Origin of the sequence: Microbacterium sp. NPDC064978 (genome assembly GCF_044543605.1) — a bacterium.
Classification (GTDB): Bacteria; Actinomycetota; Actinomycetes; order Actinomycetales; family Microbacteriaceae; genus Microbacterium; species Microbacterium meiriae.
The window spans coordinates 141130-162208 of sequence record NZ_JBITWF010000003.1 but is presented as its reverse complement, the minus strand read 5'-3'; the positions used below and the strand labels follow the sequence as shown (position 1 = coordinate 162208).

The following is a 21079-nucleotide window of genomic DNA, read 5'->3' as shown; positions in this document are numbered from 1 at the left end:
GCCGTCGCGGCAGACACCCGGGCCTTCGGCCCGCGCGATGTCAGCTGGAGCGCTCGGCGAGGGTCTCGGCGAATCGGGTGAGCGCTTCGCGCACGGTGCCGCGCGGAAGGGCGGTGAGGGCGTCGATCGCCTCCTGCGTCCAGGCGTGGGCGAGCTCGAGTGTCTTCTGGGTGACGGCGTGGTCGCGGAGCTCGTCCAGCGGTCCGTCGAGGATGGCGGGGTCGGCGCCGTCGGCGATGAGGGCCACGCCGTCGTCGATGCGGGCGGCGAGATCGGCCGCGGCGTCGTCGTCCTCCGCCTTGAGCAGGAGGTACGGCATGGTCGGGACGCCGGCGCGGAGGTCGGTCCCCGGGACCTTGCCGGTCTCCTCGGGCTTGGCCGACAGGTCGATCACGTCGTCGAGCAGCTGGAAGGCGACACCGATCTTCTCGCCGTAGGCGCGCAGCGGCTCCTCGTACTCCGCGGGGGCGTTCGAGAAGATCACGCCGCCCTGGGTGGCCGCCGCGATCAGCGAACCGGTCTTGTCGGCGAGGACCTGGATGTAGAACGCGATCGGGTCGTCGTCCGGCTGCGGGCCGAGGGTCTCGTGCATCTGCCCGAGGACCAGGCGCTCGAACGTATCGGCCTGAAGTCGGATGGCCCGCTCACCCAGGCGGGACATGAGCTGGCTGGCCCGCGAGAAGAGGATGTCGCCGGTGAGGATGGCGATGTTGTTGCCCCACACCGTCTGCGCGGCGGGAACCCCCCGTCGGCGGTCGGCGCCGTCCATGACGTCATCGTGGTAGAGCGACCCGAGGTGCGTGATCTCCAGCGCCTTCGCGACGTCGATCACCTCTCGGGTGTTCCCGTCGCCGAGTTGGGCCGCGAGCAGCGTGAGCACGGGACGGATGCGCTTGCCACCGGCCTCGTAGAGGTAGCGGCTGGCGGCGTCGGCGAGCGGGTCGGCGACGCGGACGTCGTCCGCGAGCCCCGTCTCCACCAGCTCCAGTCCGTCCTCGATGCTGCGGGCGATGCGACGCGCGGCGGGACCGACGAAGACGCGATCGCTGAAGCCGAGACGGCTCGCGAGTCGCGAACCCGGGGCGCTGGGGCTCGAAGTCACGGTCCCAGCCTACCTGCGTCGGGTGCCGCCGTTCGCGCCGTGGTCACGCGGGCTTGCGAGCCCGGTGCAGGGCCACGATGCCGAAGGTGAGGTTGCGGTACGCGACGTCGCGCCAGCCCGCCTCCCTGATCCACTCGGACAGCCGCTTCTGGTCGGGCCAGTCGCGGATCGACTCGTTCAGATAGTCGTAGGCGTCGCCGTTCGTGCCGGCGACGCGGGCCACGCGCGGGAGCACCTGCGCGTTGTAGAACCGGTAGGCCCCGCGGAAGAGCTTCCCGGGCGGCGTGGAGAACTCGTTGATGACGAGGCGGCCGCCCGGCTTGGTCACCCGGTAGAGCTCGCGCAGTGCCTTCTTCGGGTCGTTGACGTTCCGCAGCGCGTAGGACATCGTCACCGCGTCGAACTCGTCGTCCGCGAACGGCAGGGCCGTGGCGTCCGCCTGCACGAAGGAGAGGTTCCGCATCGCTCCGTGGCGGCGCTGACCCTCGGCGAGCATGCCGGGCGAGAAGTCCGCCGCGACGACCTGCGCGCCGCTGCGGGCGAGGGAGGCGGAGGAAGACGCGGTCCCCGCGCCGAGGTCGAGGATGCGCTCCCCCGGCTTCGGGGCGACGGCGCGGGTGGTCGCGGCCCGCCACAGCGCGTCGTTGCCGAACGTCATCGCCGTGTTCGTGCGGTCGTACCCGGCGGCGACCTGGTCGAACATGCCGCTGACGCGGGCGGGGTCCTTGCCGAGATCGGCGCGGTTCTTGTCGTTCGCGGTCACGCGTCCAGTCTAGGCGCGAGCTCCAGCGCTTCCAGCCGGTCCAGCCACGGATCGGCCGTGGCGTCGTCGAACGGCGCCGTGCGCTCCCTGACCCGCGTCTCGAGGTCGAGCGCCAGCTCCTCCAGATGCCGCATGACGGTGGCCGGGTACCCGTAGCGGGCGCTGTGCTCCGCCCATTCGTCCCGGTCATCGACCCAGGTGCCGCGCTCGCCCTCCACGCGGACGACGTCGAGATCCATGTCGATGCCGATCGCGAGCAGGGGATCGTCCGACCACCGGACGTCCCACCCGAGATCGATGTAGACACGCATGCCCCGGGGGTGGCGGCGATTGACGGTGAGCGCGAAGTCGGCGCTCGGCGGGACGAGGGTGACGTTGGGCGTGGCCGCATGGAACTCCGCCCCCGGACGGGCGCTGTGCCAGCCGGCGGGCTGCCCCACCCAGTCGCCCCACCGGTCGGCGCCGAGGTACACGCACTCGTGACGCCAGTGCGGCGACCCGTCCCACTTGCGCCACTGGAAGATCATCTCGGCACCGGCTGCGGGACGCGCATCGCTCATCCGCCCACCCTACGTCCGCGGGCTGCGGGCACGCCCCGCGGAATAGGCTGGAGTCGTGCAGCACACCCCCCTGGTCGTGGAGACCCGAGAGATCGATCCGGTCGAAGACCTCCTCTCCTTCGCGGACCCCGCCCGCCCGCTCGCCTGGTTCCGCCGCGGCGACGGGATCGTGGCGGTGGGCCAGCCGTTCGCCGAGCTCCGCCCGTCGGCCGAGGAGGGGCGCACCCGCGCCGAGACCCTCGCAGCGCTCTGGCAGGGCCTCGCGGCGGCGGCCGAGGTCTCCGACCCGCTGCGACTCCCCGGAACCGGACTCGTCGCGTTCGGGGCCTTCACCTTCGACGAGGACTCGCGCGCCGACAGCGTGCTCACGATCCCCTCGCTGATCCTCGGCCGCCACGGCGACCGCTTCTGGGAGACCCGCATCCGCCGCTCCGACGACGAGCGTGCACCGGGTGCCGTCGAGCCCGCGGAGTACGGACCGCATTGGGCGGGCACCGTCGGCCCCGGAGCGCAGAGCCCCCAGGGCTACCAGGACGCCGTGCGGGGAGCGCTGGCCCGCATCGCGGACGGCGAGCTCAGCAAGGTGGTCCTCGCCCGCGACCTCCAGGGCACCATCCCCGCGGGCTCCGACCTGCGGCGACTCGTCCGCGCGCTGGCCACCGGATACCCGGACACCTGGGTCTTCGCGGTCGACGGACTCATCGGCGCGAGCCCGGAGACCCTCGTCACGGTGCAGGACCGGACGGTGACCGCTCGGGTGCTCGCCGGGACGATCGGACGCGGGGCCGACGCCGACGCCGACACCGCCGCGTCCGCGCACCTCGCCTCCAGCACCAAGGACCTCGACGAGCACCAGTACGCCGTGCAGAGCGTGCTCGCGTCGCTCCGCCCGTACACGAGGGCGCTGGCGGCGAGCGAGCAGCCCTTCCTCCTCAAGCTGCCCAACCTCTTCCATCTCGCGACCGACGTGGAAGGCGAGATGGAGAACGGCCGCTCGGCCCTCGACCTCGTGCGCGCCCTGCACCCGACCGCGGCCGTCGCGGGCACTCCGACACCGACGGCCATCGCCGCCATCCGGGAGCTCGAGCCGTTCGACCGCGGCCGCTACGCCGGGCCGGTCGGCTGGGTCGACGCGGACGGCAACGGCGAGTGGGCCATCGCCCTGCGGTGCGCACAGTTCACGACGGCCGAGGACGCGATCACGGTCACCGCCTACGCCGGGGCCGGGATCGTCGCCGGATCGGATCCGGAGAGCGAACTCCTCGAGACGCGGGTGAAGTTCCGTCCCCTCGTCGACGCGCTGGCCTGACGTCCGCCGCGGTCAGCTCGCGGCGAGGCGCTTCTTCTCGGCCTCGACATCGAAGTCGGCGACCGGCCACTGGGGATCGATGTCCTCGAGGGCGGCGAGCAGCAGCTCCTGCACGGCCAGCCGGGCGTACCATTTCGCGTTCGCCGGCACGACGTACCAGGGAGCGGCCTCCGTCGACGTGCGGTCGAAGACGGTCTGGTACGCCTCCATGTACTGCGGCCAGAGCATCCGCTCGTCGACGTCGCCCGGGTTGTACTTCCAGTGCTTGTCCGGGCGTTCCAGACGCTCCATGAGCCGCGCCTTCTGCTCCTCCGGCGAGATGTGCAGCATGACCTTGACGATGCGGACGCCGGAGGCCGCGACGTGCTCCTCGAACGCGTTGATCGCATCGTAGCGGCGTTCGATCTCCGCGGGATCGGCCAGCTGCCGCACCCGTCCGATGAGCACGTCCTCGTAGTGCGAGCGGTCGAACACCCCGATGAACCCGGGCTCCGGGAGCCGCTTCTCGACCCGCCACAGGAAGTCGTGCCGGCGTTCCTCCTCCGTCGGCGCCTTGAACGCCGCCAGCGCCACGCCCTGCGGATCGACACCGCCGACCACGTGCCGCACGATGCCGCCCTTGCCCGCGGAGTCCATCGCCTGCAGGACGAGCAGCACCGCATCCTGCGCCGTGCCCACCCGGCTCTCGGCGAACAGCCGCTCCTGCAGGTCGTTCAGCTGCTCGAGACCCGCTTCGAGGTCGGCCGTGCCGCGGGACTTGCCGCGGTCGTAGCCGGGCTTGCTCTCAGGGTCGACGTCGGCGAGGCGGAAGCCGGGCCGCACCCGCAGGTTCTGCGTCCAGGTGTGCGCGTTCATACGCACATGATGCCAGTCACCGCGGCAGCGGCACCTCGATGATCTGGCGACCGCCGCGCGGCGTCGTCAGCGCCTGGTCGAGAGCGGTGCGCGTGGTGACCCGTTGATACTCCCAGCCGTAGGCGAGCGCGAGGTGCTCCAGGCGGACACCGTGCGGGGTGTAGAACACACGATCCAGGTGCGCGGAGGGGGCGGTGCCCGCCACCTCCAGGCCGTCGAAGATCGTGCCGCCTCCGTCGTTGCCGACGATGACCTGGAGGCGCGGCTCCGTCTCGTCACTCGGGAACAGCAGCGCACCGACGTCGTGGAGGAACGCGAGGTCGCCGAGCAGCACCCGGGTCACACCCGGCGCCCCGGCGGCCTGGCTCGCGACCGCGACGCCCGTGGCGGTGGCGATCGTGCCGTCGATCCCGGCGAGTCCGCGGTTGGCGTGAACGGGGACCTTCTTGCCGCCGAGCACCTCGTCGGCGACGCGGACCAGGCGCGACGATCCGAACACGAGGCGGTCGTGCGGCCAGGTGGCCCGCCACACCGCATCCACGAGGCGCTCGCGGTCGAGCGGGCGGCGCACGGCGTCGAGTTCCGCGCGCACGGCGACGCGGCGGGCGGCGACGTCGGTGGAGGAGAGCCCTTCGGTGTCGGGCGCGTTCTCACTGAGATCCACGGCCTCGGCGGCGGCGGCCCGCATCCACGCTCCGAGCCACTCCCTGTCGGTCTCCCCCGGGGCGACCGCGACGGCCGCGACGGCGCGCGTGCGGTGGTTGAGGTTCAGCTCCTCGCCGCCCTTGCGGACCGCGACCACCTCCACGTCCGCGCGGGAGAGCAGGCGCGCGGCCTCGCGGCTGAGCGTCGGGTGGCCCAGCACGACCACCCGCTCGATGCGCCCGCCGAGGTCGTCGCGGGACAGCAGCCGCCGGTACCCGTGGACCACCTGGCGCCCGAATCGCGCGCCGCTGACGATCTCCGCGATGAGCGGCCAGCCGCCGACGTGGGCGACCTCCTCCGCCTCAGCGCCCGCATCGGCGCCCGCCAGGACGACCGTCCGGGGACCGCGCTCCAGCGGGAACGCCTCCGGCTCCGGAAGCCGCGGCGGCTCCCCCGGTGTCAGCGTGCGTGAGGGCATCGCGCCCGACAGCGGCTCGCGGGAGGGCAGGTTCAGGTGCACGGGGCCGGCCACGCCGGGAAGCCCGGACTCGGCATCCGCCGCTCCGAGCGCGAGGGCGACCACTCGCGCGGCGAGGCCGTCCCAGTCGCCGTCCCCGGGGACGGCGGCGTCGATCTGCGCCCGCACCCAGGGGTGGAAGAGCCCCTCCTGGACGGTGGCCTGATTCGCACCGACCCCCCGCAGCTCGGGAGGCCGATCCGCGGTGAGCAGCAGCAGCGGCACTCCGGAGTGGAAGGCCTCCATCGTGGCCGGGAGGAGGTTCGCGACGGCCGTGCCGCTGGTGCACACGACCGCGACGGGGACGCGGGTCTCCCTGGCGATGCCCAGGGCGGTGAATCCGGCGACCCGCTCGTCGATCCGCACGTGCACGCGGAGCGGGCCCTCGTCGGCGAAGGCCGCCGCGGCGAGCGCAAGAGCCTGCGAACGCGACCCCGGCGAGAGGACGACGTCACGCACGCCGTGGGACACGAGGTCGGCGAACAGGGAGGCCGCGGCCTCCATCGCCGGCGACGAGGTCACGGGCGCGGATCCGCGGCGGGCGGCTCGTCGGTCTCCTCGTCGAGCCGCGCGAGCTCCTCCTCGAGGCGACGGATCCGGGCGTCCTGCTCCGCTTTGCTGATGCTGCGGAGGAACGCGGGGTCGTCGTCCGGGGCGACGGTGCGCGGCACACCCTGGTCGTTCGCCCGGCGACGGCCGATGACGAACCAGAGGATCCCGCCGATGACGGGGATGAGGACGACGATGGCGACCCAGGCGGCCTTGGGCACGCCGCGGTGCCGCGTCGCCGGCTGCACGGCGCAGTCGACGATGCTGTACACCCAGAACACGGCGGCGAGGAAGCCGCCGATGATCAGTAGTCTCGCCACCCCTCCAGTCTAGGCACGTCGGGGCCGGTCGGGCCCGGAGACGGCAAAGGCCCCGTTGCTAGACTGCGCGGGACATGCCGCCCCTCGCCCCCGTCCCGACGCCGCGAGCGCGCGCCGAGCGGATCCTGCCGAGCCGGATCATGATCGCCGTCGGCCTCGCGCTCCTCCTCGTCGTCGGTGCCTGGTCGGCCTCCCACGGGTCGGTGGATCCGCATGCGACCCTGTGCCTCGCCCCCGGCGTCTCGCAGCCCGCCGACGCCACGGCAGCCGGAGTCCCGATCGTCGATGGCCCCTCGGCCGATCTGGCTTCCGATGCGGCGGCGTGCGCGGTGGCGGCCCTCTGCTGCGTCGCCCTCGTCCTGCTCCTCCGGCACCTGCGCACCCGCGGCGGCGTCCGTCTCCGCGGTCTCCTGCCCCGGGCGACCGCACGCCTCCGCGCCGGCCCTCGCCCGCTCCTCCCCGCGGTCTCGCTCGTCCAGCTCTCCATCTCCCGCACCTGATCCGACACCGGCTCCCGCCGCTTCCGCGGCACCCCTCGTCGTATCCCCCGTGTTTGGAGACCCCATGAAGACCCCCGTCAAGGCGACCCTGATCGCCGTCGCCGTCGCCGTCGTGCTGCTCGTCGCCGGCATCGTCTACGCCCTCAGCCAGCAGCCCGCGAAGCCCGATCCCGAAGCCGGCGAGAAGCTGCCCACCGTCCGCACCGACTCCCACGTCCTCGATGATGGGGGCCCCGACGCCGTCACGGTCGTCGAGTTCCTCGACTTCGAGTGCGAGGCCTGCGGCGCGTTCTACCCGATCGTGGAGGAGCTGCGCGCGACCTACGACGGCGACATCCGGTACGTCACCCGGTACTTCCCGCTGCCGGGGCATGTGAACTCGACGCAGGCCGCGCTGGCCGCCGAGGCCGCCGCACAGCAGGACCGCTACGAGGAGATGTTCCACCGTCTGTTCGAGACGCAGGCCCAGTGGGGCGAGCAGTCGACGGAGACGCCGGAGGTGTTCCGCGCGTTCGCCGAGGAGCTCGGGCTCGACCTGGCCGCGTACGACGCCGCGGTCGCGGACCCCGCCACCCTCGCCCGCGTGCAGCAGGACAAGCGCGACGGCGAGCGGCTGGGGGTGAGCAGCACCCCGACGTTCTTCGTCGACGGCGAGAAGGTCGAGCTCGTCGAGTGGAACGACCTGGAGGAGGCGATCGCGGCGGCCATCGACGAGTGAGTCGGGCGGTGGGGTCGCCGTGCGGCGGCCCCACCTCTACGCTGAGCGCATGACCTCGGAGCGCCCCTCGTCGGCCCGTCTCCTGTTCGGGGCCCTGCGGACCACGCCGGCGACGCTGACGATGATCGGCCTGGTCCTGCTCACGGGCGTGATCTGGCAGGGACTGTGGCGGCCGTTCGAGGACTCGGCGCTCTTCCCCGCCGTCGCCTACGGGCTGCCGAGCCTGGCCGAGGGCAAGTGGTGGACGCCGGTCACGGGGACGTTCTTCGTCAACGAACCCTGGGTGTACCTCTTCACCATCGCCGGGTTCTGGGGCATGGGCTACCTGGAGCACCGCCGCGGCACCCGGGTCGCCCTCGCCTACTTCACGGTCGGGCAGCTCTTCGCGATCTTCGCGACGGCTCTGTTCCTCCTCCTCGTATCGCAGCTTCCGTGGGCGTGGGCGCAGACTCAGGCGCAGGCCCTCGACGTCGGCGCATCCGGCGGGACCATGGCCTGCATCGCCGCCGCCGTCGGCCTGTTCCGTCCGCCCTGGCGGGTGCGCGCGTGGCTGGTGCTCCTCGGATTCGTGTTCGTCGCGATGATGTTCTGGGGAGAGCTGGCCGACCTCGAGCACCTGTTCGCGGTCCTGCTGATCCTCTTCGTGGACCGGAGTCTCCGCGTGCGGCGCACCACGGTCCGGGAGCAGCGACTGATCGCCGTGATGGCGGTGCTCACGCTCGTGGCCATCGAGATCATCACGGTCCTCGTGCCGACCGACGGCCCGTTCGGTCCCACCGATCCCGCTTCGGGCGGTTTCATCGATACGGCGATCGACGTCGCGGTGATCCTCTTCATCGCGAACGGCCTGCGGCGCGGTCGCCGCTGGGCGTGGGTCGTCGCCGTCATCCTCGGCCCGCTCAACGTGCTCGCCGCCACGCTCGTGCTGGTCCTCATCATCCTCACGAGCGAGGCACAGCTCGAGACGGTGATCGATGCGGAGACCGAACTCACGCTCGCCACCGGGATCCTCTGGGCGCTGGTGCTCACCTATCTGATCGCGGTACGCCGGGCTTTCCGTGCGCGCCGCTCGACGGCGCTCGGCCGGCAGCCTGCCCCGACGGGAGACGAACTCCGGCGCGAACTGCGGGCACATGGCGGGGGCACGCTCTCCTGGATGACGACATGGGAAGGCAACGGCTATGCCCGCGTGGACGGCGGGATCGTCGCGTACCAGCGCCGCAACGGCGTCGCCCTGGCCCTCGCCGATCCGATCGGCCCGGCGGAGTCCCGGTTCGCCGCGGTCCGTGACTTCATCCGCACGGCAGAGGACGCGGGCCTCGTCCCCTGCTTCTTCAGCGCGGACGAGGCGACGAGGGCGGCAATCCCGGAGACGTGGCGCAGCCTCGTGGTGGCGGACGACACGATCGTCGACCTTCCCGGCCTCACCTTCACCGGCAAACGCTGGCAGCCGGTGCGCACATCGCTCAACCGGGCCGGGCGGGAGCAGATGACCTTCCGGCTCACCCATCTCGCGGCGGAGACCTGGGGCCTCCGTCAGCAGCTCCGTGGGATCTCCGAGGCGTGGGTCGGCGACAAGGACCTTCCGGAGATGCGGTTCACCCTGGGAACCCTGGAGGAGGCGGAGGACCCCGAGGTGCGGCTCGCCCTCGCGATCGCTCCGAACGGCGACGTCGACGGCTTCCTCTCGTGGTTGCCCGTGTACGGGGAGGGCGGGGTGGTCCGCGGCTGGACCCTCGACCTCATGCGGCGTCGCGAGGGCGGTTTCGGACCGGTGATGGAGTATCTGATCGGCGCCTCCGCGCAGCAGTTCTCGGAGGAGGGAGCCGAGTTCATGTCGCTCTCCGGCGCTCCCCTCGCGCACGACTACCCGCCGGACGCCGGTGTGATCGCCGCGTTGAGCGACCGGCTCGCCGATGCGCTCGAGCCCGTGTACGGCTTCCGCTCGCTGCACCGCTTCAAGGAGAAGTTCCACCCCCGTTACGAGACCATGTACCTCCTCTTCCGCGACGAGAGCGACCTCACCCGCATCGGCGGAGCGCTCACCCGGGCCTTCCTCCCCGACGCCACGCTGCGGCAGTTCGCCGGGGCCGGGCTGGAGCTCGTCCGCGGCGAGCACTGATCCTCGCGCCCGGGCCCGCGCGTCGCCGGACTCAGGCCCGCGCCTCGGCCACTTCCCCGGCGACGCCATCCCGAGTCTCCGCAGCCGGACGCTTCGCCGTGTTCGCGATGTGCGCCCGCGCGACGACGAGCGCGGCGACGACCATGATCCCGACGCCGAGCCCGTACGGCGCGGCATGGCTGACAGCGGTGTAGAGGGCGGCCGCGATCAACGGGGCGACGGTGCTCATCGCGGCGTTGAGGGACTGGGTGGCACCTCCGAGCCAGCCCTGTTCGTCGTCGCCCACGGCGTTGGACATCGCGCCGTCCATCGCGGCCTGGGCAGCGCCCTGACCGGCGGCGAGCATCAGCGCACCGACGATGAAGAGCCACGGCTGGGCGAGCAGCGAGGCCACGACTGCGAGGCCGGCGAGACCGATCGCCTGCGCGACGATGGCGCTGACGATCACGCCGCGCTCCCCCATCCGCGGGAGAAGGAAGCCCAGCAGCACCCCCTGGATGAGGATGTCGATGATGCCGACCCCCGCCGTGAGCAGGCCGATCTGCGTCGGCCCCCACTGGATGGCGTCGAGGGCGAGGACGCTGAAGTTGTTCACGAAGAACCCGAACGGTAGCGCGAGCAGCGCGAACGCGATCATCAGCCCGCGGAGCTCGGGGCGGCCGAAGGCGGTGCGGAACACGCCGAACGGCTGGACGTCGCGGAGGGCGATCCTGGCGATCCGGTTCTCCGGTCGCAGGCTCTCCGGCAGCAGGAAGATGCTGAGGATCGCGATCGTGAGGCCGACCGCCGCAGTGAGGAAGACGGGCAGACGGAGATCGATCGCGGCGAGCAGACCGCCGATGGCAGGACCGATCATGGTGCCGATGCCGGTCAGTGCGCCGAGGAAACCGAAGCGCTGCGCGCGCTTCTCGGGCGGCGTGATGTCGGCCAGGTAGGCGAACAGGGCAGGGAGGTCTCCGGCCGTCAGCCCCTGGATGACACGGGCGAGCACGAGCACCCAGATCGCCCCGCCCACGCCGAACAGCGCCATCGAGAAGGCTGCGCCGAACGCCGCGACGATGATGACGGGTCGTCGTCCGAACCGGTCGGAGAGCCGCCCGAGGAGCGGTGCGGCGAGGAAGGCGCACAGCCCGTTGACCGCTTCCAGCACCCCGACCCAGAGGGCGAGGTCGTGTTCGTGCGCGACGTACTGCAGCACGACGAACGGCAGCACGGGCAGGACGACGGTCATGCCGATGACCGTGAGCATCGTCAGGACGACGAGCATGACCCACGCGCGGCCGGCGTCGCGAACGGGAAAACGAGGTGAAGTCATACCGAAAGTGTAGTGATACCAGTTTTGGTGTCAATACACTTTCTGGTCCAGTGCACGATAGGGTGGCCGCATGACGACGCCCCCGCCCCTGGGTCGCCGCGAGCGCAAGAAGGCCGCGACCCGCAAGAACATCTCCGACGTGGCCACCCGGATGTTCCTGGAGCGCGGGTTCGACAACGTCAGCATCCGCGAGGTCGCGGACGCCGCCGATGTCTCCCCTACCACCGTGTTCGCCCACTTCCCGCAGAAGGAGGCGCTGGTCTTCGACGAGGACGACGAGCAGCGCGACCGCCTCGTCTCGGCCGTGCGCGGCCGGTCGACCGGTGTGACGATCAACAAGGCCATCCACGACTTCTATGCGGCCGAGATCGCCGCCAACCTCGATGAGCACGGCGACGACGTGGCCCGCATCTTCCTGCGCTTCCTCAACGAGACGCCGGCGCTCCGGGACTACGCGTCGAAGATGTGGCTGCGCCACGAGGACGCGCTCGCCGAGGCCATCGCCGACGAGCTCGACATCCCGGCCCCCACCCCCGAGGTCCGCGTGTACGCGCGGTTCGTCCTGCAGATGCAGATCCTCGTCACCGAGAGCGACGATCAGCAGAGCGTGCTCGACGCCGGCTCGACACTCCTCGAACACGGCTGGGCCCCTATCGAGGAGCAGCTCGCCGGCTCGCGGAGCGCACGAACGGGTCCGGACCTCAGTCCTCGCGGGGGCGCCGCCGCAGGCTCTTGACGTCGGTGCGGCGATGCTTCGCCGTCAGCCGACGCTCCTTCGACCCTCGACTCGGCTTCGTCGCCCGCCGCGTCGGCGCCGGCGGACGCACGGCCTCCGCGACGAGCGCAGCGAGCCGTTCTCTGGCCGCTTCCCGATTGCGCAGCTGCGCGCGGTGCTCGGACGCGGCGATCGTCAGCACACCGTCGACCAGGCGCCCGCGGAGCCGCTCCCGGAGCCGGTCGCGCTGCGTCGGCGACAGGGCCGCGGAGTTCGCCGCATCCCAGACCAGCTCCACCCGGGAGTCCGTGGTGTTCACGCCCTGACCGCCCGGCCCCGACGATCGCGAAAAACGCCACGACAGTTCGGCCTCCGGGATCGTCAGACCCGCGGAGACGCGGAGTCCGGGGCGAGGGGCGGAAGGCATGCCTCCATCATCGAGGATGAACGGCCGCGAGCGCCGAGTGGACGCGACGGCGGGAGTCGAACCCGCAACGCCTCCGGATATGAGCCGGGGCCCGGGACCGCCCGGATCGCCGCGATGGGGATGACGTTACCCGGCCGTGATCCTCCCCGCCAGGACCGTTGCCTGGGATAACACCATGAGTCGCCGGATGACGAGGACGGCTAGCGTCGCCGCCGCTCGTCGTCAACCGGTTCGACCACTCCCGACCCTCCCCGTACCGTCGCTCGCACCGATGACGTCCGAGCAGGAGGCCGACATGTCCGAATCTCAGCACAACGACAAGACCCCGACGCCGATGGCGGAGGCCGGGGATCCGCAGGCGCGGCTGGAGGCCGAGGCCCGCCGCGCGATCGTGACCGGGGCCGACTCCGGCATCGGCCGCGCGACCGCCGTGGCCCTCGCCGCGGCGGGCATCGACGTCGGCATCACGTGGCACAGCGACGAGGCCGGGGCCCAGGAGACCGCGGACGAGGTGCGCAGTCACGGCGCCCGGGCGGTGGTGACGCAGCTCGACGTCTCCGACATCCCCGCCTGCGGCGACGTGATCGACGGGCTGATCGCGGAGCTCGGCGGCGTCGATGTGTTCGTCAACAACGCCGGCGCCGGGCTCCAGACCCCGTTCCTCGACGTGACGCTCGACGAGTGGAACCGGGTGCTCGACACCGACCTCACCGGAGCCTTCGTCTGCCTGCAGCGGGCGGCCCGGTCGATGGTCGCCGCAGGTCGGGGCGGACGACTCATCTCCGTCACCAGCGTGCACGAGCACCAGCCGATGGTGGGGGCGAGCGCGTATGACACGGCCAAGCACGGCCTCGGCGGGCTCATGAAGAACCTCGCGCTCGAGCTCGGCCGGTACGGGATCAGCGCCGTCAGCGTCGCCCCGGGTGAGATCGCGACCCCGATGACGGGGCAGACGGACACCGACCCGCACGCCGAGGACCGCCCCGGCATCCCGCTCGGACGCCCTGGCGATGCCCGCGAGGTCGCTGCGCTGATCGCCTTCCTCGCCTCGCCGGAGGCCGCCTACATCTCGGGGGCCTCGGTCGTGATCGACGGCGGCATGCTGCAGATGGGACCGCAGGCGGGCGCGGCGATCGAGAGCCACGACTGGCGCACGGTCTGAGCGCAGGTCAGCGGCGGATCGAGTCCCGGAACGGGTTCGGTTCCAGCGTGTAGTCCGTGGTCGGGTCCGCCCAGGTGTCCTGGGCGGACCGGTGGCGGCCCGAACGCAGGGCGGAGAGCGCATGCGTCGCAGGCACGCCTGCGGCGAGCGCGAGGCGGCCGGTGAGGGAGCGGTCCGCGCGGCCGAGCACGCTCGCGCGATGCCAGGCCTCGTGCAGCGCCCCGCCCCGGGCCGCGGGCACCCGTCGATGCGGCAGAGCACCGGCCCGACGCAGCGCCACGAGCTCCTGCACCCGATCCCACCAGTCCGCCTCCGACTCCGGGTGGAAGTAGTTGTCGCGGAGCCAGGACGGGTGCGGGTGGCGGAACCGGCCGGCGACGACCTCGCCCGCGCCGCCCAGCAGACCGCTGCCGATGAAGACCGTGTTGAGGAGACTCTTGCGCACCCCGAAGCGGTCGAGCGCGATCACAGGGACCCCGTGGGCCAGCGCCTCGACCGCCGCCGTCGAGCTCACCGTGACCAGACCGGCGGCGGAGTCGAGCACCGTCGCCATCGGCGCGTGCGAGAACACGAGGTTCGCCGGGCGGCCCGCCGGGAAGAGACGGATGTACGGATCACGGTCGAGGTGGGTCTCGGCCTCCCCCGGCCGGGACCGCACCTTGACGACCACCCGGCGCGACGGATCGGCCTCCGCGGCGCGCACGAGAATGGCGGTGATCGCTGCGCGCTCCTCCGGCCGTCGGGGCACGAGGGCCTGCGCGGCGAAGACGACGTCCGTCGCCCCGGGCCGACGGACCGCCGCGGGTGTTCCGTCGACAGGACGTTCCGCCAGAGCGATGCCGCCCGCACCCCCGGAGAGCACTCCGGCCGCCGCGGACACCCGGAGACGGCTGCCACTCCACCGCTCGCGACCCCGCGCGAAGGGCAGGGTCGCCAGAGCGAGCGGCGTCCGCACCCCGATGCGCTCGCCGAGCTCGGCGAAGGCACGGCGCTCGCGGTGCGAGTGCACGATCAGCAGGTCGGTGTGTCGCCGGTAGTCGAGCGCCCCGCGCTGGGCGGGGATCGCCATGCCGGGGAGCCCCGAGACGGTCACCGGACGATGCCGCAATGCATCGACGACTCGGCCCAGGAGGCGGACGAACGGTCCCCGCCCGGCGAGCAGCACCACGTCCGGGCGCTGGACTTCGAGCCATCCGGCCACGCGCTCGAAGTCGAGCCGCGTGACGTCGGCGGCGCCGAAGCCGGTGCCCGCCAGTGCCGCATCCTGCTGCCCGGCGCTCACCGTCAACGGCGTGCGTACCAGCAGGAGCTGCGATCGCAGGTCGGGCACGGCCCCCAGCAACGATGCCGCCCACTTCACGAACGAGTCGGCGTCCGCGATGGCGACGACGCGCATCCCGGCGCCGGCGGTCATGCGGGCACGCGGCGGAGCTTCGCCATCGGCGCGCGCTCGCTGTCGAAGACGCGCTTGACGCCGTCGCCCACCGCGCTCTCGATGACACGGATGTCGCGGACCAGGTGTTCCAGGCCCCCGGGCTCCAGGGATGCGGCGTGATCAGAACCCCACATCGTCCGGTCCAGGGTGATGTGGCGCTCCACGGCGACGGCTCCCATCGCGACCGCGGCGAGGGAGATCTGCAGGCCGCGCTCGTGTCCCGAATAGCCGACCGGGATCCCCGGATAGCGGTCCCGCAGGGTCGCGATCACCCGCAGGTTCGCCTCCTCGGGCTCGAGCGGATAGGTCGAGGTCGCGTGCATGAGGACGACACGGTCGGTGCCGAGCGTGTCCAGCGCGCGGTCGATCTGCTCCATGGTGGACATGCCCGTCGAGAGGATGACCGGCTTCCCGGTCTCGCGCAGCGCGACGAGCAGCTCGGTGTCGGTCAGACTCGCCGACGCGACCTTGTGCGCCACGACGTTGAGGTCTTCGAGGAAGGCGACGCTCGGCACGTCCCACGGCGAGGCGAACCAGTCCAGGCCCTGCATCGTCGCGTGGTCGCCGATCTCGACGTATTCGTCGCGGCCGAACTCCACTCGGCGCCGGTAGTCGAGGTAGCTCATGGTGCCCCACGGCGTCTCTCGCGGCACGTCGCGCATGTGCTCCGGGGTGGAGATCTCGGGCGTGCGCTTCTGGAACTTCACCGCGTCCGCGCCGGCTCGGGCCGCGACGTCGATGAGGCGCTTGGCGATGTCGACGTCGCCGTTGTGGTTGAGGCCGATCTCCGCGATGACGTAGGCGGGACGGCCGCCGCCGATCACGTGCGATCCGATGCTGACAGTCATGATTCCTCCGGTCGTCGAACGGTCAACCGCCCCGTCCTTCCTGAGTACGGGCCGCGGGTGAACACCGATCGACCGGACGGTTACCGGGGGCGGTCAGCTCGACAACACCCGTTCGACGAGCTCCCGCACGGCCCCGTCGCCGCCTCGCCTCCCCAGCACGACGCGCGCCTCCGCACGGACGAGCGGGTGGGCGTTCGCGACGGCGACCGGCCAGCCCACGATCCGCATGGCGGGAAGGTCGTTGACGTCGTTACCGAGGTAGGCGACGTCGGCGAGCGCCACATCCTGCTCCTGCGCCCACTGCCGCAGCGCGGCCTCCTTGTCGGCGATCCCGTGCAGGACGGGGACGCGGAGCTTGTCGGCTCGGGCTCGCACCACGGGGTTCACCTCGGTAGAAAGGACCAGCATCGGCACCCCCGCCCGCCGCAGGAGCGAGACGCCCATCCCGTCCTCCCGGCTGACCCGCACCCGCTCTCCGCCATCCGCGTCGATGATCGCCGTGTCGTCGGTATGCACCCCGTCGAAGTCGGTGACCACGGCGCGGACGGGGATCCGCACCGGGCTCTCATGCAGAACGGCAAGGGCCCGTGCGGCCTGAAGCTGCGCGGCATCGTCGATCTCGATCGCGGTCTCCTCGGACACGGGGGCGATCCCGATCCGCCCGAAGAAGCGGTGGCGGTGGGCGCGGAATCCGTCGACCCGGAACACGTAGAAGGCTCCGGTCTCCAGATAGTGCGGCTCTCGGTCCTGGCGGCGAGGGCGGTGGCCGGCCTCGTGGTTGATCGCCTCGGCCGTGCCGTCGACCCCCCGGCGCCAGAGGAAACCGTAGGTCTCGACGGCGGAGAAGACGCTGTCGGACTCTCCCTGCTGCACCTCGGCGACGGCATCGGCCAACGCGGCGCTCGGGAGGAAGGGCGAGGTGGCCTGCAGGAACGCGACGACCTCGAACCGCTCACCCTCGCGCTCCAGCTCATCGAGCGCATGGAGGATCGCCGCCTCCGAGGTCGCGGTGTCTCCGGAGAGCTCGACCGGCCGCCGGATCACCCGCGCGCCCGCCTCCTCGGCCGCCACGGCGATCTCGTCGTCGTCGGTCGAGACGATCACGAGGTCGAAGCACGCCGCCGCCCGCGCGGCGTGCACGGCTCTGGCGACGAGGGGGACACCTCCCACACGCTCGAGGTTCTTCCGCGGGATCTGCTTCGATCCGCCCCGCGCGGGGATGATCGCCACCGTCGTCTGCAGGCGCTCGTCCATGTCGTGTCTCCTCATCGTCCGCGGATCTCCCGCCAGGCACGGCCGGCGCGGCGTCGGGCGCCGACAGCGGACAGCCGCCATTCCTCTATCCGTCCCACGCCGCCGCGCGGAGCCAGCAGGCGGTGCACGCCCCGCGGCGCCGACCGCCCGGGGAGGGCGAGCGCGGTCAGCCGCTCCGGTGCGAAGTACCGCCGACGCTCCTCGTGGTCGAAGCCGTCCAGCAGCTCCTCCGCCCTGGCTCGAAGGTGCCCCGCGATCTCCGGCTGCATCGTGTAGCCCACCGCGTCCACGAGGAGCTGCAACCGATCCGGATCGGCGTAGGGGGAGAGTGTCCGTGTGAGCGCATCGACGATCGTCAGGGGGATGCGGTTGCTGTTCTCCACCGGGGTCAGGGTGCGGAGCAGCTCCGTCGCGCCCGCGGCGCCGATCCTCCGCCCGAACAGGGTGCGGACCGTGGGCAGAGCCGTCGAGAAGGTCGCCACGACGGCGCGCGCGTCGAGGCGCTCCGCCAGGAGTTCGGCAGGAAGACGACCGCGGTCCTCCACGAACGCCAGACCGCGACTCTCCGCATGAGCGCGCACGGCGTGGGCGAGCTGCGGCGGTGCTGCGGGATGGGGCTTGAAGACGATCCGCTCCGGGAGCTCTTCCGCCGCCCGGTCGACCAGACGCTGCTGGAGCGCGACCTCCTCCGTCGCGGTCATCAGACCGAGGGCCGCGAGGTACTGTCCCAGCACGAGCACGGTCGCCGGCCCTGCGGCGGTCGACCCTTGCGACGACTCTCCCGTCTCCTGCAGCGCTGCCGCGAAGGACTCCGGAGGCACCGGGACCGCCACCGCGTGCGGAGAGGCCACCAGCGGACGGACACCGGGCACCACGTCGGCGTACACGACCCGTTCGATCCGCGCCGTGACCGCGTGCGGCAGCCGTACCCGCATCGGCGCGTAGGTCATGAGGCCGTCGCCGACGATGGTCACCCGCGCCTCGGGGAACAGGGAGAGGAGAGTACGGGCCGGTGCGACCTGGGGGCTCTGCACGAAGAGCTCGATCTCCCGCGGGTCGAGCCGCCACGCTCGCGCGAGGAGTCGCCCCAGCACCGGGAGGTCGGCGTCCGCGGGTTCCCAGGCGCTCGGATGCAGGGGTCCCAGCACGTCGGCCAACGGCTCGACACGATGGAACCGGCCGCGGAGGGAGTGCAGCGCGGGATCCGTGTCGATGCCGACGACCGTCTCCGGGACCCGCGACGAGGTGAACGGCACGAGCACCCGCTCCGGGGCGTGAGCGCCCGCGCCGGAGCCCGCGTCGAGCAGGCCCGCATCGATCGCGGCGGCCGCGGTCGCGAGTCCGTAGGCGCTGTGCAGGGCGAAGAGGCGGGTCATGTCGCGTGGCCTCCGCCGCGCAGGCTGCGCGCGAGCACCCGACGTCGCGGACCATCGAGCCGGGCGAGCACCGTGGCGACCTCCGCCGCCGGGAGGTCGTGCAGCAGTGTGCGGATCCGCCTCCGCATCTCGCGACGCACGGGTGGCGCCATGCGCCGCGAGCGCACCAGGTGATGCGCGCTGAGGGCGAGCGCGGTCCAGACGGCCTTCGGGAGGAAGCGGTCGGCATCGCGGTCTTTCCGGACGAGCTCGATCACCTCCGCCAGCGCGGGGGCGAAGTCGAGCTGGCGGCGATCGTGCACCTGCGTGAGCGACGTCTCGACGCCTCGGCGGTAGAGCAGCGCCGGGGCGTCCACCACGGCGAACGAGGCCGCTTCCAGATGCAGGCGCCAGATCCACGGGCGGTCCTCGGCCGTGAAGAGGCCGGAGGGGAACGCGGCGAGCCCACGGTCGAGCACACGGCGGTGCAGGAGTCCCGCCCAGGCGAAGGGGTAGTCCACCATGCTCGGCTCATCGACCGGAAGGATCGCCTCCCGGGGTGGCCCGACCCGCTCCCTCCACGGATACGGAGCCCGGACGAGCGCACGCCGCATCCCGGTGACGGTGACATGATCCGTCCGGAGGAAGTCGCACCGGAGCTCTCGCAGGCGCGCGGCGAGGACCGCGAGGCGCTGCGGCTGCATCCAGTCGTCCCCGTCGACGAAGCAGAACGCCTCGCCCTCGACGTGGGCGAGCCCCTGGTTGCGTGCCGACGCCAGCCCGCGCGGCTCGGCGTTCCGCAGCACCTGGGCGTGCGGGAACCGCTCCGCATAGTGCGCCATGAGCGCGCCGGTCTCGTCGCGGGAGCCGTCGTCGATGGCCACGAGCTTCAGAGCGGCGGGATCGTCGAACTGCCGGGTGAGCGTCTCGAGGGTGGTGCCGATGTACGGGCCGGCGTCCTTCGCAGGCAGGATGACGGTGACGAGGGGCGTGCGCACGGAGCTCCCGGAGTGGGCGATGGGCTCGTCATCGTGGCAGGCGACGGTGGCCGGAGAGCGACCGTGCGGTGAACGTCCGGTGACGCGCGAGGTGAACGCTGAGGTGTGGCCCGCACCCGAACGAGCCACACCCCCAGTGCGTTGCACTGCCGGATGCGAACACCCGGTGAACCGTCACCGTGAGGCGACGGCCACCCCGCGGCGGTACTGGCCCCCACCAGCGAACCGCGAGGCGTCGTCGAGAGCGACTCCATGAAGATCAGCACTCAACACGTAACACGATACAACCGTCTGTTCGATCGCGCGAATCGGCCTAGGTCAATCCGTGAAAATTCGCGCCGAGCCTCCGGATCGGCGACGATGGACGGATGCGGTGGCCCTGGAGCACGATATGGCGCCCGATGTGGCGGCGCCAGCGCGTCGGAGGCATCGAGCTGCGCTGGCTCACGGCACGGTCGTGGACCCAGCGCTGGTACCCCCAGGGCATCGACGTCGGCGAGCGCCGCGGACGACGCGCTCTCGCGGTGAGCTGGTTCCGCCAGGACCCGTCGGGGCGCCACCTCGCCTCGCGCGTGACCCTCGTGGATCGCGAACGCGCCCGCCGCCTCGACATCGTGCTGGCCGTCGCCGACGACGACGGCGTCCTGCAGCCCGCACCGATCCATGCGGGAGGACTCGCCTGGTTCGGCGACCGCCTGTTCGCGGCCGCCACCGGGCAGGGCATCTGGGAGTTCGACCTCGGTGCGCTCCGGCGGGTGCACGGCACCGATGCCCAGCGGGTGCGCGGCGGTCGACGGCGCCGCGATCGGCGTACGACGGTGGTGGCCGTGCGGACCCGTCGCCACCCGGTGACGCTGCGGTGTTCCTTTCTCGGTCGCGTGTTCGACGAGGACGGGACGCCGCTCCCCCGCGTGCTCATCGGCGAGTACCGGGGTCAGGAGACGGGAGAGGTCGGCGAGTTCACTATCCCCCTCGGACCCGACGACGGCTTCGTCGAACTCGAGCGCTTCACTCCGGGCATCCGGCACATGCAGGGAGCCGTGCGGTGGGGTGACCGCTACCTCGTCTCGCAGTCCGATCACCTCCGGCCCGGGGTGCTGTGGTCCGGCGGCCACGATGCGCTCACCCGGCACCCGATGGCTCTGCCCGTCGGCTGCGAGGATCTGGCCCTCGACCCCGACGACGAGCTGCTGTGGACGCTGGGTGAGCATCCGTGGCGGCGCGTGGTGCGGGGCATCCCCTTCGTCAGCCTCGGGCTCCGGGTTCCCGGCGGGGCCACGGGACCGCGAACGTAGACTGAGGGGGTGAAGAAGCCCGCCCCCCTCCTCGTCTACACCGTGCTGCGCCTGCTGGCGTTCCTCGTCCCGCTGGCCATCCTGTGGTTCTTCTTCCCGATCTTCCGCGAGTTCTGGTGGCTCGCCGCGATCTTCGCCGCCCTCATCGGCGCGAGCATCTCGATGCTCTTCCTGCGCACCCCGCTCTCGGACGCCTCCGCGCGTCTGCACGAGCGCCGGCAGGGCAAGGTCTCCGGACAGCAGGCCGACGCCGACGCCGAAGACGAACTCGTCGACCGCTCCCCCGACGAGCGCCCCTGACGCTTTCCGCCTCGC

At 72.0% G+C, this 21079-nt stretch carries 21 protein-coding genes and 1 tRNA gene; 8 read left to right on the top strand and 14 right to left on the bottom strand.

The features are described 5' to 3' along the window. Positions 1 to 40 precede the first annotated feature (40 nt). The 3 genes from ACIGJI_RS10755 to ACIGJI_RS10745 are packed head-to-tail and all read right to left on the bottom strand — an operon-like array spanning position 41 to position 2425. Complete coding sequence (locus tag ACIGJI_RS10755) at positions 41 to 1102, bottom strand: polyprenyl synthetase family protein (protein ID WP_363446712.1); 1062 nt, start codon at positions 1100 to 1102, stop codon at positions 41 to 43. Between the two features lie 43 nt (positions 1103 to 1145). After that, complete coding sequence (locus ACIGJI_RS10750; RefSeq protein WP_259955222.1) at positions 1146 to 1865, bottom strand: class I SAM-dependent methyltransferase; 720 nt, start codon at positions 1863 to 1865, stop codon at positions 1146 to 1148. Further along, entirely contained in the window at positions 1862 to 2425 is a 564-nt protein-coding gene (locus ACIGJI_RS10745) for a hypothetical protein (RefSeq protein ID WP_187662290.1), read from the bottom strand. The genes ACIGJI_RS10750 and ACIGJI_RS10745 overlap by 4 nt, the downstream gene beginning before the upstream one ends. 55 nt (positions 2426 to 2480) lie before the next feature. On the opposite strand from ACIGJI_RS10745, the gene ACIGJI_RS10740 reads away from it, so the two are divergent. After that, a complete protein-coding gene (locus ACIGJI_RS10740) occupies positions 2481 to 3734 on the top strand; it encodes a chorismate-binding protein (protein WP_363446710.1) in 1254 nt (417 codons plus the stop codon). 12 nt (positions 3735 to 3746) lie between these two features. On the opposite strand, the gene ACIGJI_RS10735 is transcribed toward ACIGJI_RS10740, so the two are convergent. The 3 genes from ACIGJI_RS10735 to ACIGJI_RS10725 are packed head-to-tail and all read right to left on the bottom strand — an operon-like array spanning position 3747 to position 6620. Then, positions 3747 to 4589 (bottom strand): polyphosphate kinase 2 family protein, encoded by an 843-nt coding sequence (locus ACIGJI_RS10735; RefSeq protein ID WP_363446708.1) that lies wholly within the window; start codon positions 4587 to 4589, stop codon positions 3747 to 3749. 16 nt (positions 4590 to 4605) lie between these two features. Beyond that, the gene (gene menD, locus ACIGJI_RS10730; RefSeq protein ID WP_259955228.1) at positions 4606 to 6255 is read right to left on the bottom strand and encodes a 2-succinyl-5-enolpyruvyl-6-hydroxy-3-cyclohexene-1-carboxylic-acid synthase; all 1650 of its coding nucleotides are present in this window, start codon (positions 6253 to 6255) and stop codon (positions 4606 to 4608) included. Between the two features lie 14 nt (positions 6256 to 6269). After that, on the bottom strand, positions 6270 to 6620 hold the full coding sequence (locus ACIGJI_RS10725; protein ID WP_101848410.1) for a PLD nuclease N-terminal domain-containing protein: 351 nt from the start codon (positions 6618 to 6620) through the stop codon (positions 6270 to 6272). A 74-nt stretch (positions 6621 to 6694) separates the two neighbouring features. Here ACIGJI_RS10725 and ACIGJI_RS10720 point away from each other — a divergent pair, with 74 nt between their 5' ends. The 3 genes from ACIGJI_RS10720 (at position 6695) to ACIGJI_RS10710 (ending at position 9960) form a co-directional block, all read left to right on the top strand. Next, positions 6695 to 7120 (top strand): hypothetical protein, encoded by a 426-nt coding sequence (locus ACIGJI_RS10720; RefSeq protein ID WP_292794166.1) that lies wholly within the window; start codon positions 6695 to 6697, stop codon positions 7118 to 7120. 64 nt (positions 7121 to 7184) lie between these two features. Beyond that, positions 7185 to 7838, top strand: a complete 654-nt coding sequence (locus tag ACIGJI_RS10715; protein ID WP_292794163.1) for a thioredoxin domain-containing protein — start codon at positions 7185 to 7187, stop codon at positions 7836 to 7838. 49 nt (positions 7839 to 7887) lie between these two features. Beyond that, positions 7888 to 9960 carry a bifunctional lysylphosphatidylglycerol flippase/synthetase MprF gene (locus ACIGJI_RS10710; RefSeq protein ID WP_292794160.1) on the top strand — a complete coding sequence of 691 codons (2073 nt, stop codon included), beginning with the start codon at positions 7888 to 7890 and terminating at the stop codon, positions 9958 to 9960. A 31-nt stretch (positions 9961 to 9991) separates the two neighbouring features. Here ACIGJI_RS10710 and ACIGJI_RS10705 read toward each other — a convergent pair whose 3' ends face one another. Further along, positions 9992 to 11275, bottom strand: coding sequence for an MFS transporter (locus tag ACIGJI_RS10705; RefSeq protein WP_259955216.1), 1284 nt, complete (start codon positions 11273 to 11275; stop codon positions 9992 to 9994). Positions 11276 to 11345: 70 nt separating this feature from the next. On the opposite strand from ACIGJI_RS10705, the gene ACIGJI_RS10700 reads away from it, so the two are divergent. Continuing rightward, positions 11346 to 12011, top strand: coding sequence for a TetR/AcrR family transcriptional regulator (locus ACIGJI_RS10700; RefSeq protein ID WP_292794148.1), 666 nt, complete (start codon positions 11346 to 11348; stop codon positions 12009 to 12011). Here ACIGJI_RS10700 and arfB read toward each other — a convergent pair. Continuing rightward, positions 11977 to 12417: an alternative ribosome rescue aminoacyl-tRNA hydrolase ArfB gene (arfB, locus tag ACIGJI_RS10695; protein WP_187662297.1), complete on the bottom strand. Its 441-nt coding sequence runs from the start codon at positions 12415 to 12417 to the stop codon at positions 11977 to 11979. The genes ACIGJI_RS10700 and arfB overlap by 35 nt on opposite strands. A 38-nt stretch (positions 12418 to 12455) precedes the next feature. Next, positions 12456 to 12531: transfer RNA gene (locus tag ACIGJI_RS10690), tRNA-Met, on the bottom strand. Positions 12532 to 12751: 220 nt separating this feature from the next. On the opposite strand from ACIGJI_RS10690, the gene ACIGJI_RS10685 reads away from it, so the two are divergent. After that, positions 12752 to 13579 (top strand): SDR family oxidoreductase, encoded by an 828-nt coding sequence (locus ACIGJI_RS10685; protein WP_187664219.1) that lies wholly within the window; start codon positions 12752 to 12754, stop codon positions 13577 to 13579. 7 nt (positions 13580 to 13586) lie between these two features. Here the strand turns inward: ACIGJI_RS10685 and ACIGJI_RS10680 are convergent, their stop codons facing one another. The 5 genes from ACIGJI_RS10680 to ACIGJI_RS10660 form a co-directional block, all read right to left on the bottom strand. Further along, a complete protein-coding gene (locus ACIGJI_RS10680) occupies positions 13587 to 14993 on the bottom strand; it encodes a DUF6716 putative glycosyltransferase (RefSeq protein ID WP_363446704.1) in 1407 nt (468 codons plus the stop codon). Then, the gene (locus ACIGJI_RS10675) at positions 14990 to 15862 is read right to left on the bottom strand and encodes an N-acetylneuraminate synthase family protein (protein ID WP_197971849.1); all 873 of its coding nucleotides are present in this window, start codon (positions 15860 to 15862) and stop codon (positions 14990 to 14992) included. Before ACIGJI_RS10675 ends, ACIGJI_RS10680 begins: the two co-directional genes overlap by 4 nt. A gap of 93 nt (positions 15863 to 15955) precedes the next feature. Next, complete coding sequence (locus ACIGJI_RS10670) at positions 15956 to 17116, bottom strand: acylneuraminate cytidylyltransferase (RefSeq protein WP_363446702.1); 1161 nt, start codon at positions 17114 to 17116, stop codon at positions 15956 to 15958. Between the two features lie 11 nt (positions 17117 to 17127). Continuing rightward, positions 17128 to 18492: a polysialyltransferase family glycosyltransferase gene (locus tag ACIGJI_RS10665; protein ID WP_363446700.1), complete on the bottom strand. Its 1365-nt coding sequence runs from the start codon at positions 18490 to 18492 to the stop codon at positions 17128 to 17130. Beyond that, the gene (locus ACIGJI_RS10660; protein ID WP_363446698.1) at positions 18489 to 19469 is read right to left on the bottom strand and encodes a glycosyltransferase family 2 protein; all 981 of its coding nucleotides are present in this window, start codon (positions 19467 to 19469) and stop codon (positions 18489 to 18491) included. Before ACIGJI_RS10660 ends, ACIGJI_RS10665 begins: the two co-directional genes overlap by 4 nt. Positions 19470 to 19870: 401 nt before the next feature. Here ACIGJI_RS10660 and ACIGJI_RS10655 point away from each other — a divergent pair, with 401 nt between their 5' ends. Together ACIGJI_RS10655 and ACIGJI_RS10650 are read left to right on the top strand one after the other, a co-directional pair. Then, positions 19871 to 20764, top strand: a complete 894-nt coding sequence (locus ACIGJI_RS10655; protein WP_363446696.1) for a hypothetical protein — start codon at positions 19871 to 19873, stop codon at positions 20762 to 20764. A gap of 9 nt (positions 20765 to 20773) precedes the next feature. Beyond that, a complete protein-coding gene (locus ACIGJI_RS10650) occupies positions 20774 to 21064 on the top strand; it encodes a DUF4229 domain-containing protein (protein ID WP_259954334.1) in 291 nt (96 codons plus the stop codon). Positions 21065 to 21079 lie beyond the last annotated feature (15 nt).

What these genes read in the sequence shown, in the direction of transcription:
- ACIGJI_RS10745 (WP_187662290.1), bottom strand. Translation starts at nt 2,425, where the DNA reads ATGAGCGATGCGCGTCCCGCAGCCGGTGCCGAGATGATCTTCCAGTGG.
- ACIGJI_RS10735 (WP_363446708.1), bottom strand. Translation starts at nt 4,589, where the DNA reads ATGAACGCGCACACCTGGACGCAGAACCTGCGGGTGCGGCCCGGCTTC.
- menD (WP_259955228.1), bottom strand. Translation starts at nt 6,255, where the DNA reads ATGGAGGCCGCGGCCTCCCTGTTCGCCGACCTCGTGTCCCACGGCGTG.
- ACIGJI_RS10720 (WP_292794166.1), top strand. Translation starts at nt 6,695, where the DNA reads ATGCCGCCCCTCGCCCCCGTCCCGACGCCGCGAGCGCGCGCCGAGCGG.
- ACIGJI_RS10715 (WP_292794163.1), top strand. Translation starts at nt 7,185, where the DNA reads ATGAAGACCCCCGTCAAGGCGACCCTGATCGCCGTCGCCGTCGCCGTC.
- ACIGJI_RS10710 (WP_292794160.1), top strand. Translation starts at nt 7,888, where the DNA reads ATGACCTCGGAGCGCCCCTCGTCGGCCCGTCTCCTGTTCGGGGCCCTG.
- ACIGJI_RS10705 (WP_259955216.1), bottom strand. Translation starts at nt 11,275, where the DNA reads ATGACTTCACCTCGTTTTCCCGTTCGCGACGCCGGCCGCGCGTGGGTC.
- ACIGJI_RS10700 (WP_292794148.1), top strand. Translation starts at nt 11,346, where the DNA reads ATGACGACGCCCCCGCCCCTGGGTCGCCGCGAGCGCAAGAAGGCCGCG.
- arfB (WP_187662297.1), bottom strand. Translation starts at nt 12,417, where the DNA reads ATGCCTTCCGCCCCTCGCCCCGGACTCCGCGTCTCCGCGGGTCTGACG.
- ACIGJI_RS10685 (WP_187664219.1), top strand. Translation starts at nt 12,752, where the DNA reads ATGGCGGAGGCCGGGGATCCGCAGGCGCGGCTGGAGGCCGAGGCCCGC.
- ACIGJI_RS10680 (WP_363446704.1), bottom strand. Translation starts at nt 14,993, where the DNA reads ATGACCGCCGGCGCCGGGATGCGCGTCGTCGCCATCGCGGACGCCGAC.
- ACIGJI_RS10675 (WP_197971849.1), bottom strand. Translation starts at nt 15,862, where the DNA reads ATGACTGTCAGCATCGGATCGCACGTGATCGGCGGCGGCCGTCCCGCC.
- ACIGJI_RS10670 (WP_363446702.1), bottom strand. Translation starts at nt 17,116, where the DNA reads ATGGACGAGCGCCTGCAGACGACGGTGGCGATCATCCCCGCGCGGGGC.
- ACIGJI_RS10665 (WP_363446700.1), bottom strand. Translation starts at nt 18,492, where the DNA reads ATGACCCGCCTCTTCGCCCTGCACAGCGCCTACGGACTCGCGACCGCG.
- ACIGJI_RS10655 (WP_363446696.1), top strand. Translation starts at nt 19,871, where the DNA reads ATGTGGCGGCGCCAGCGCGTCGGAGGCATCGAGCTGCGCTGGCTCACG.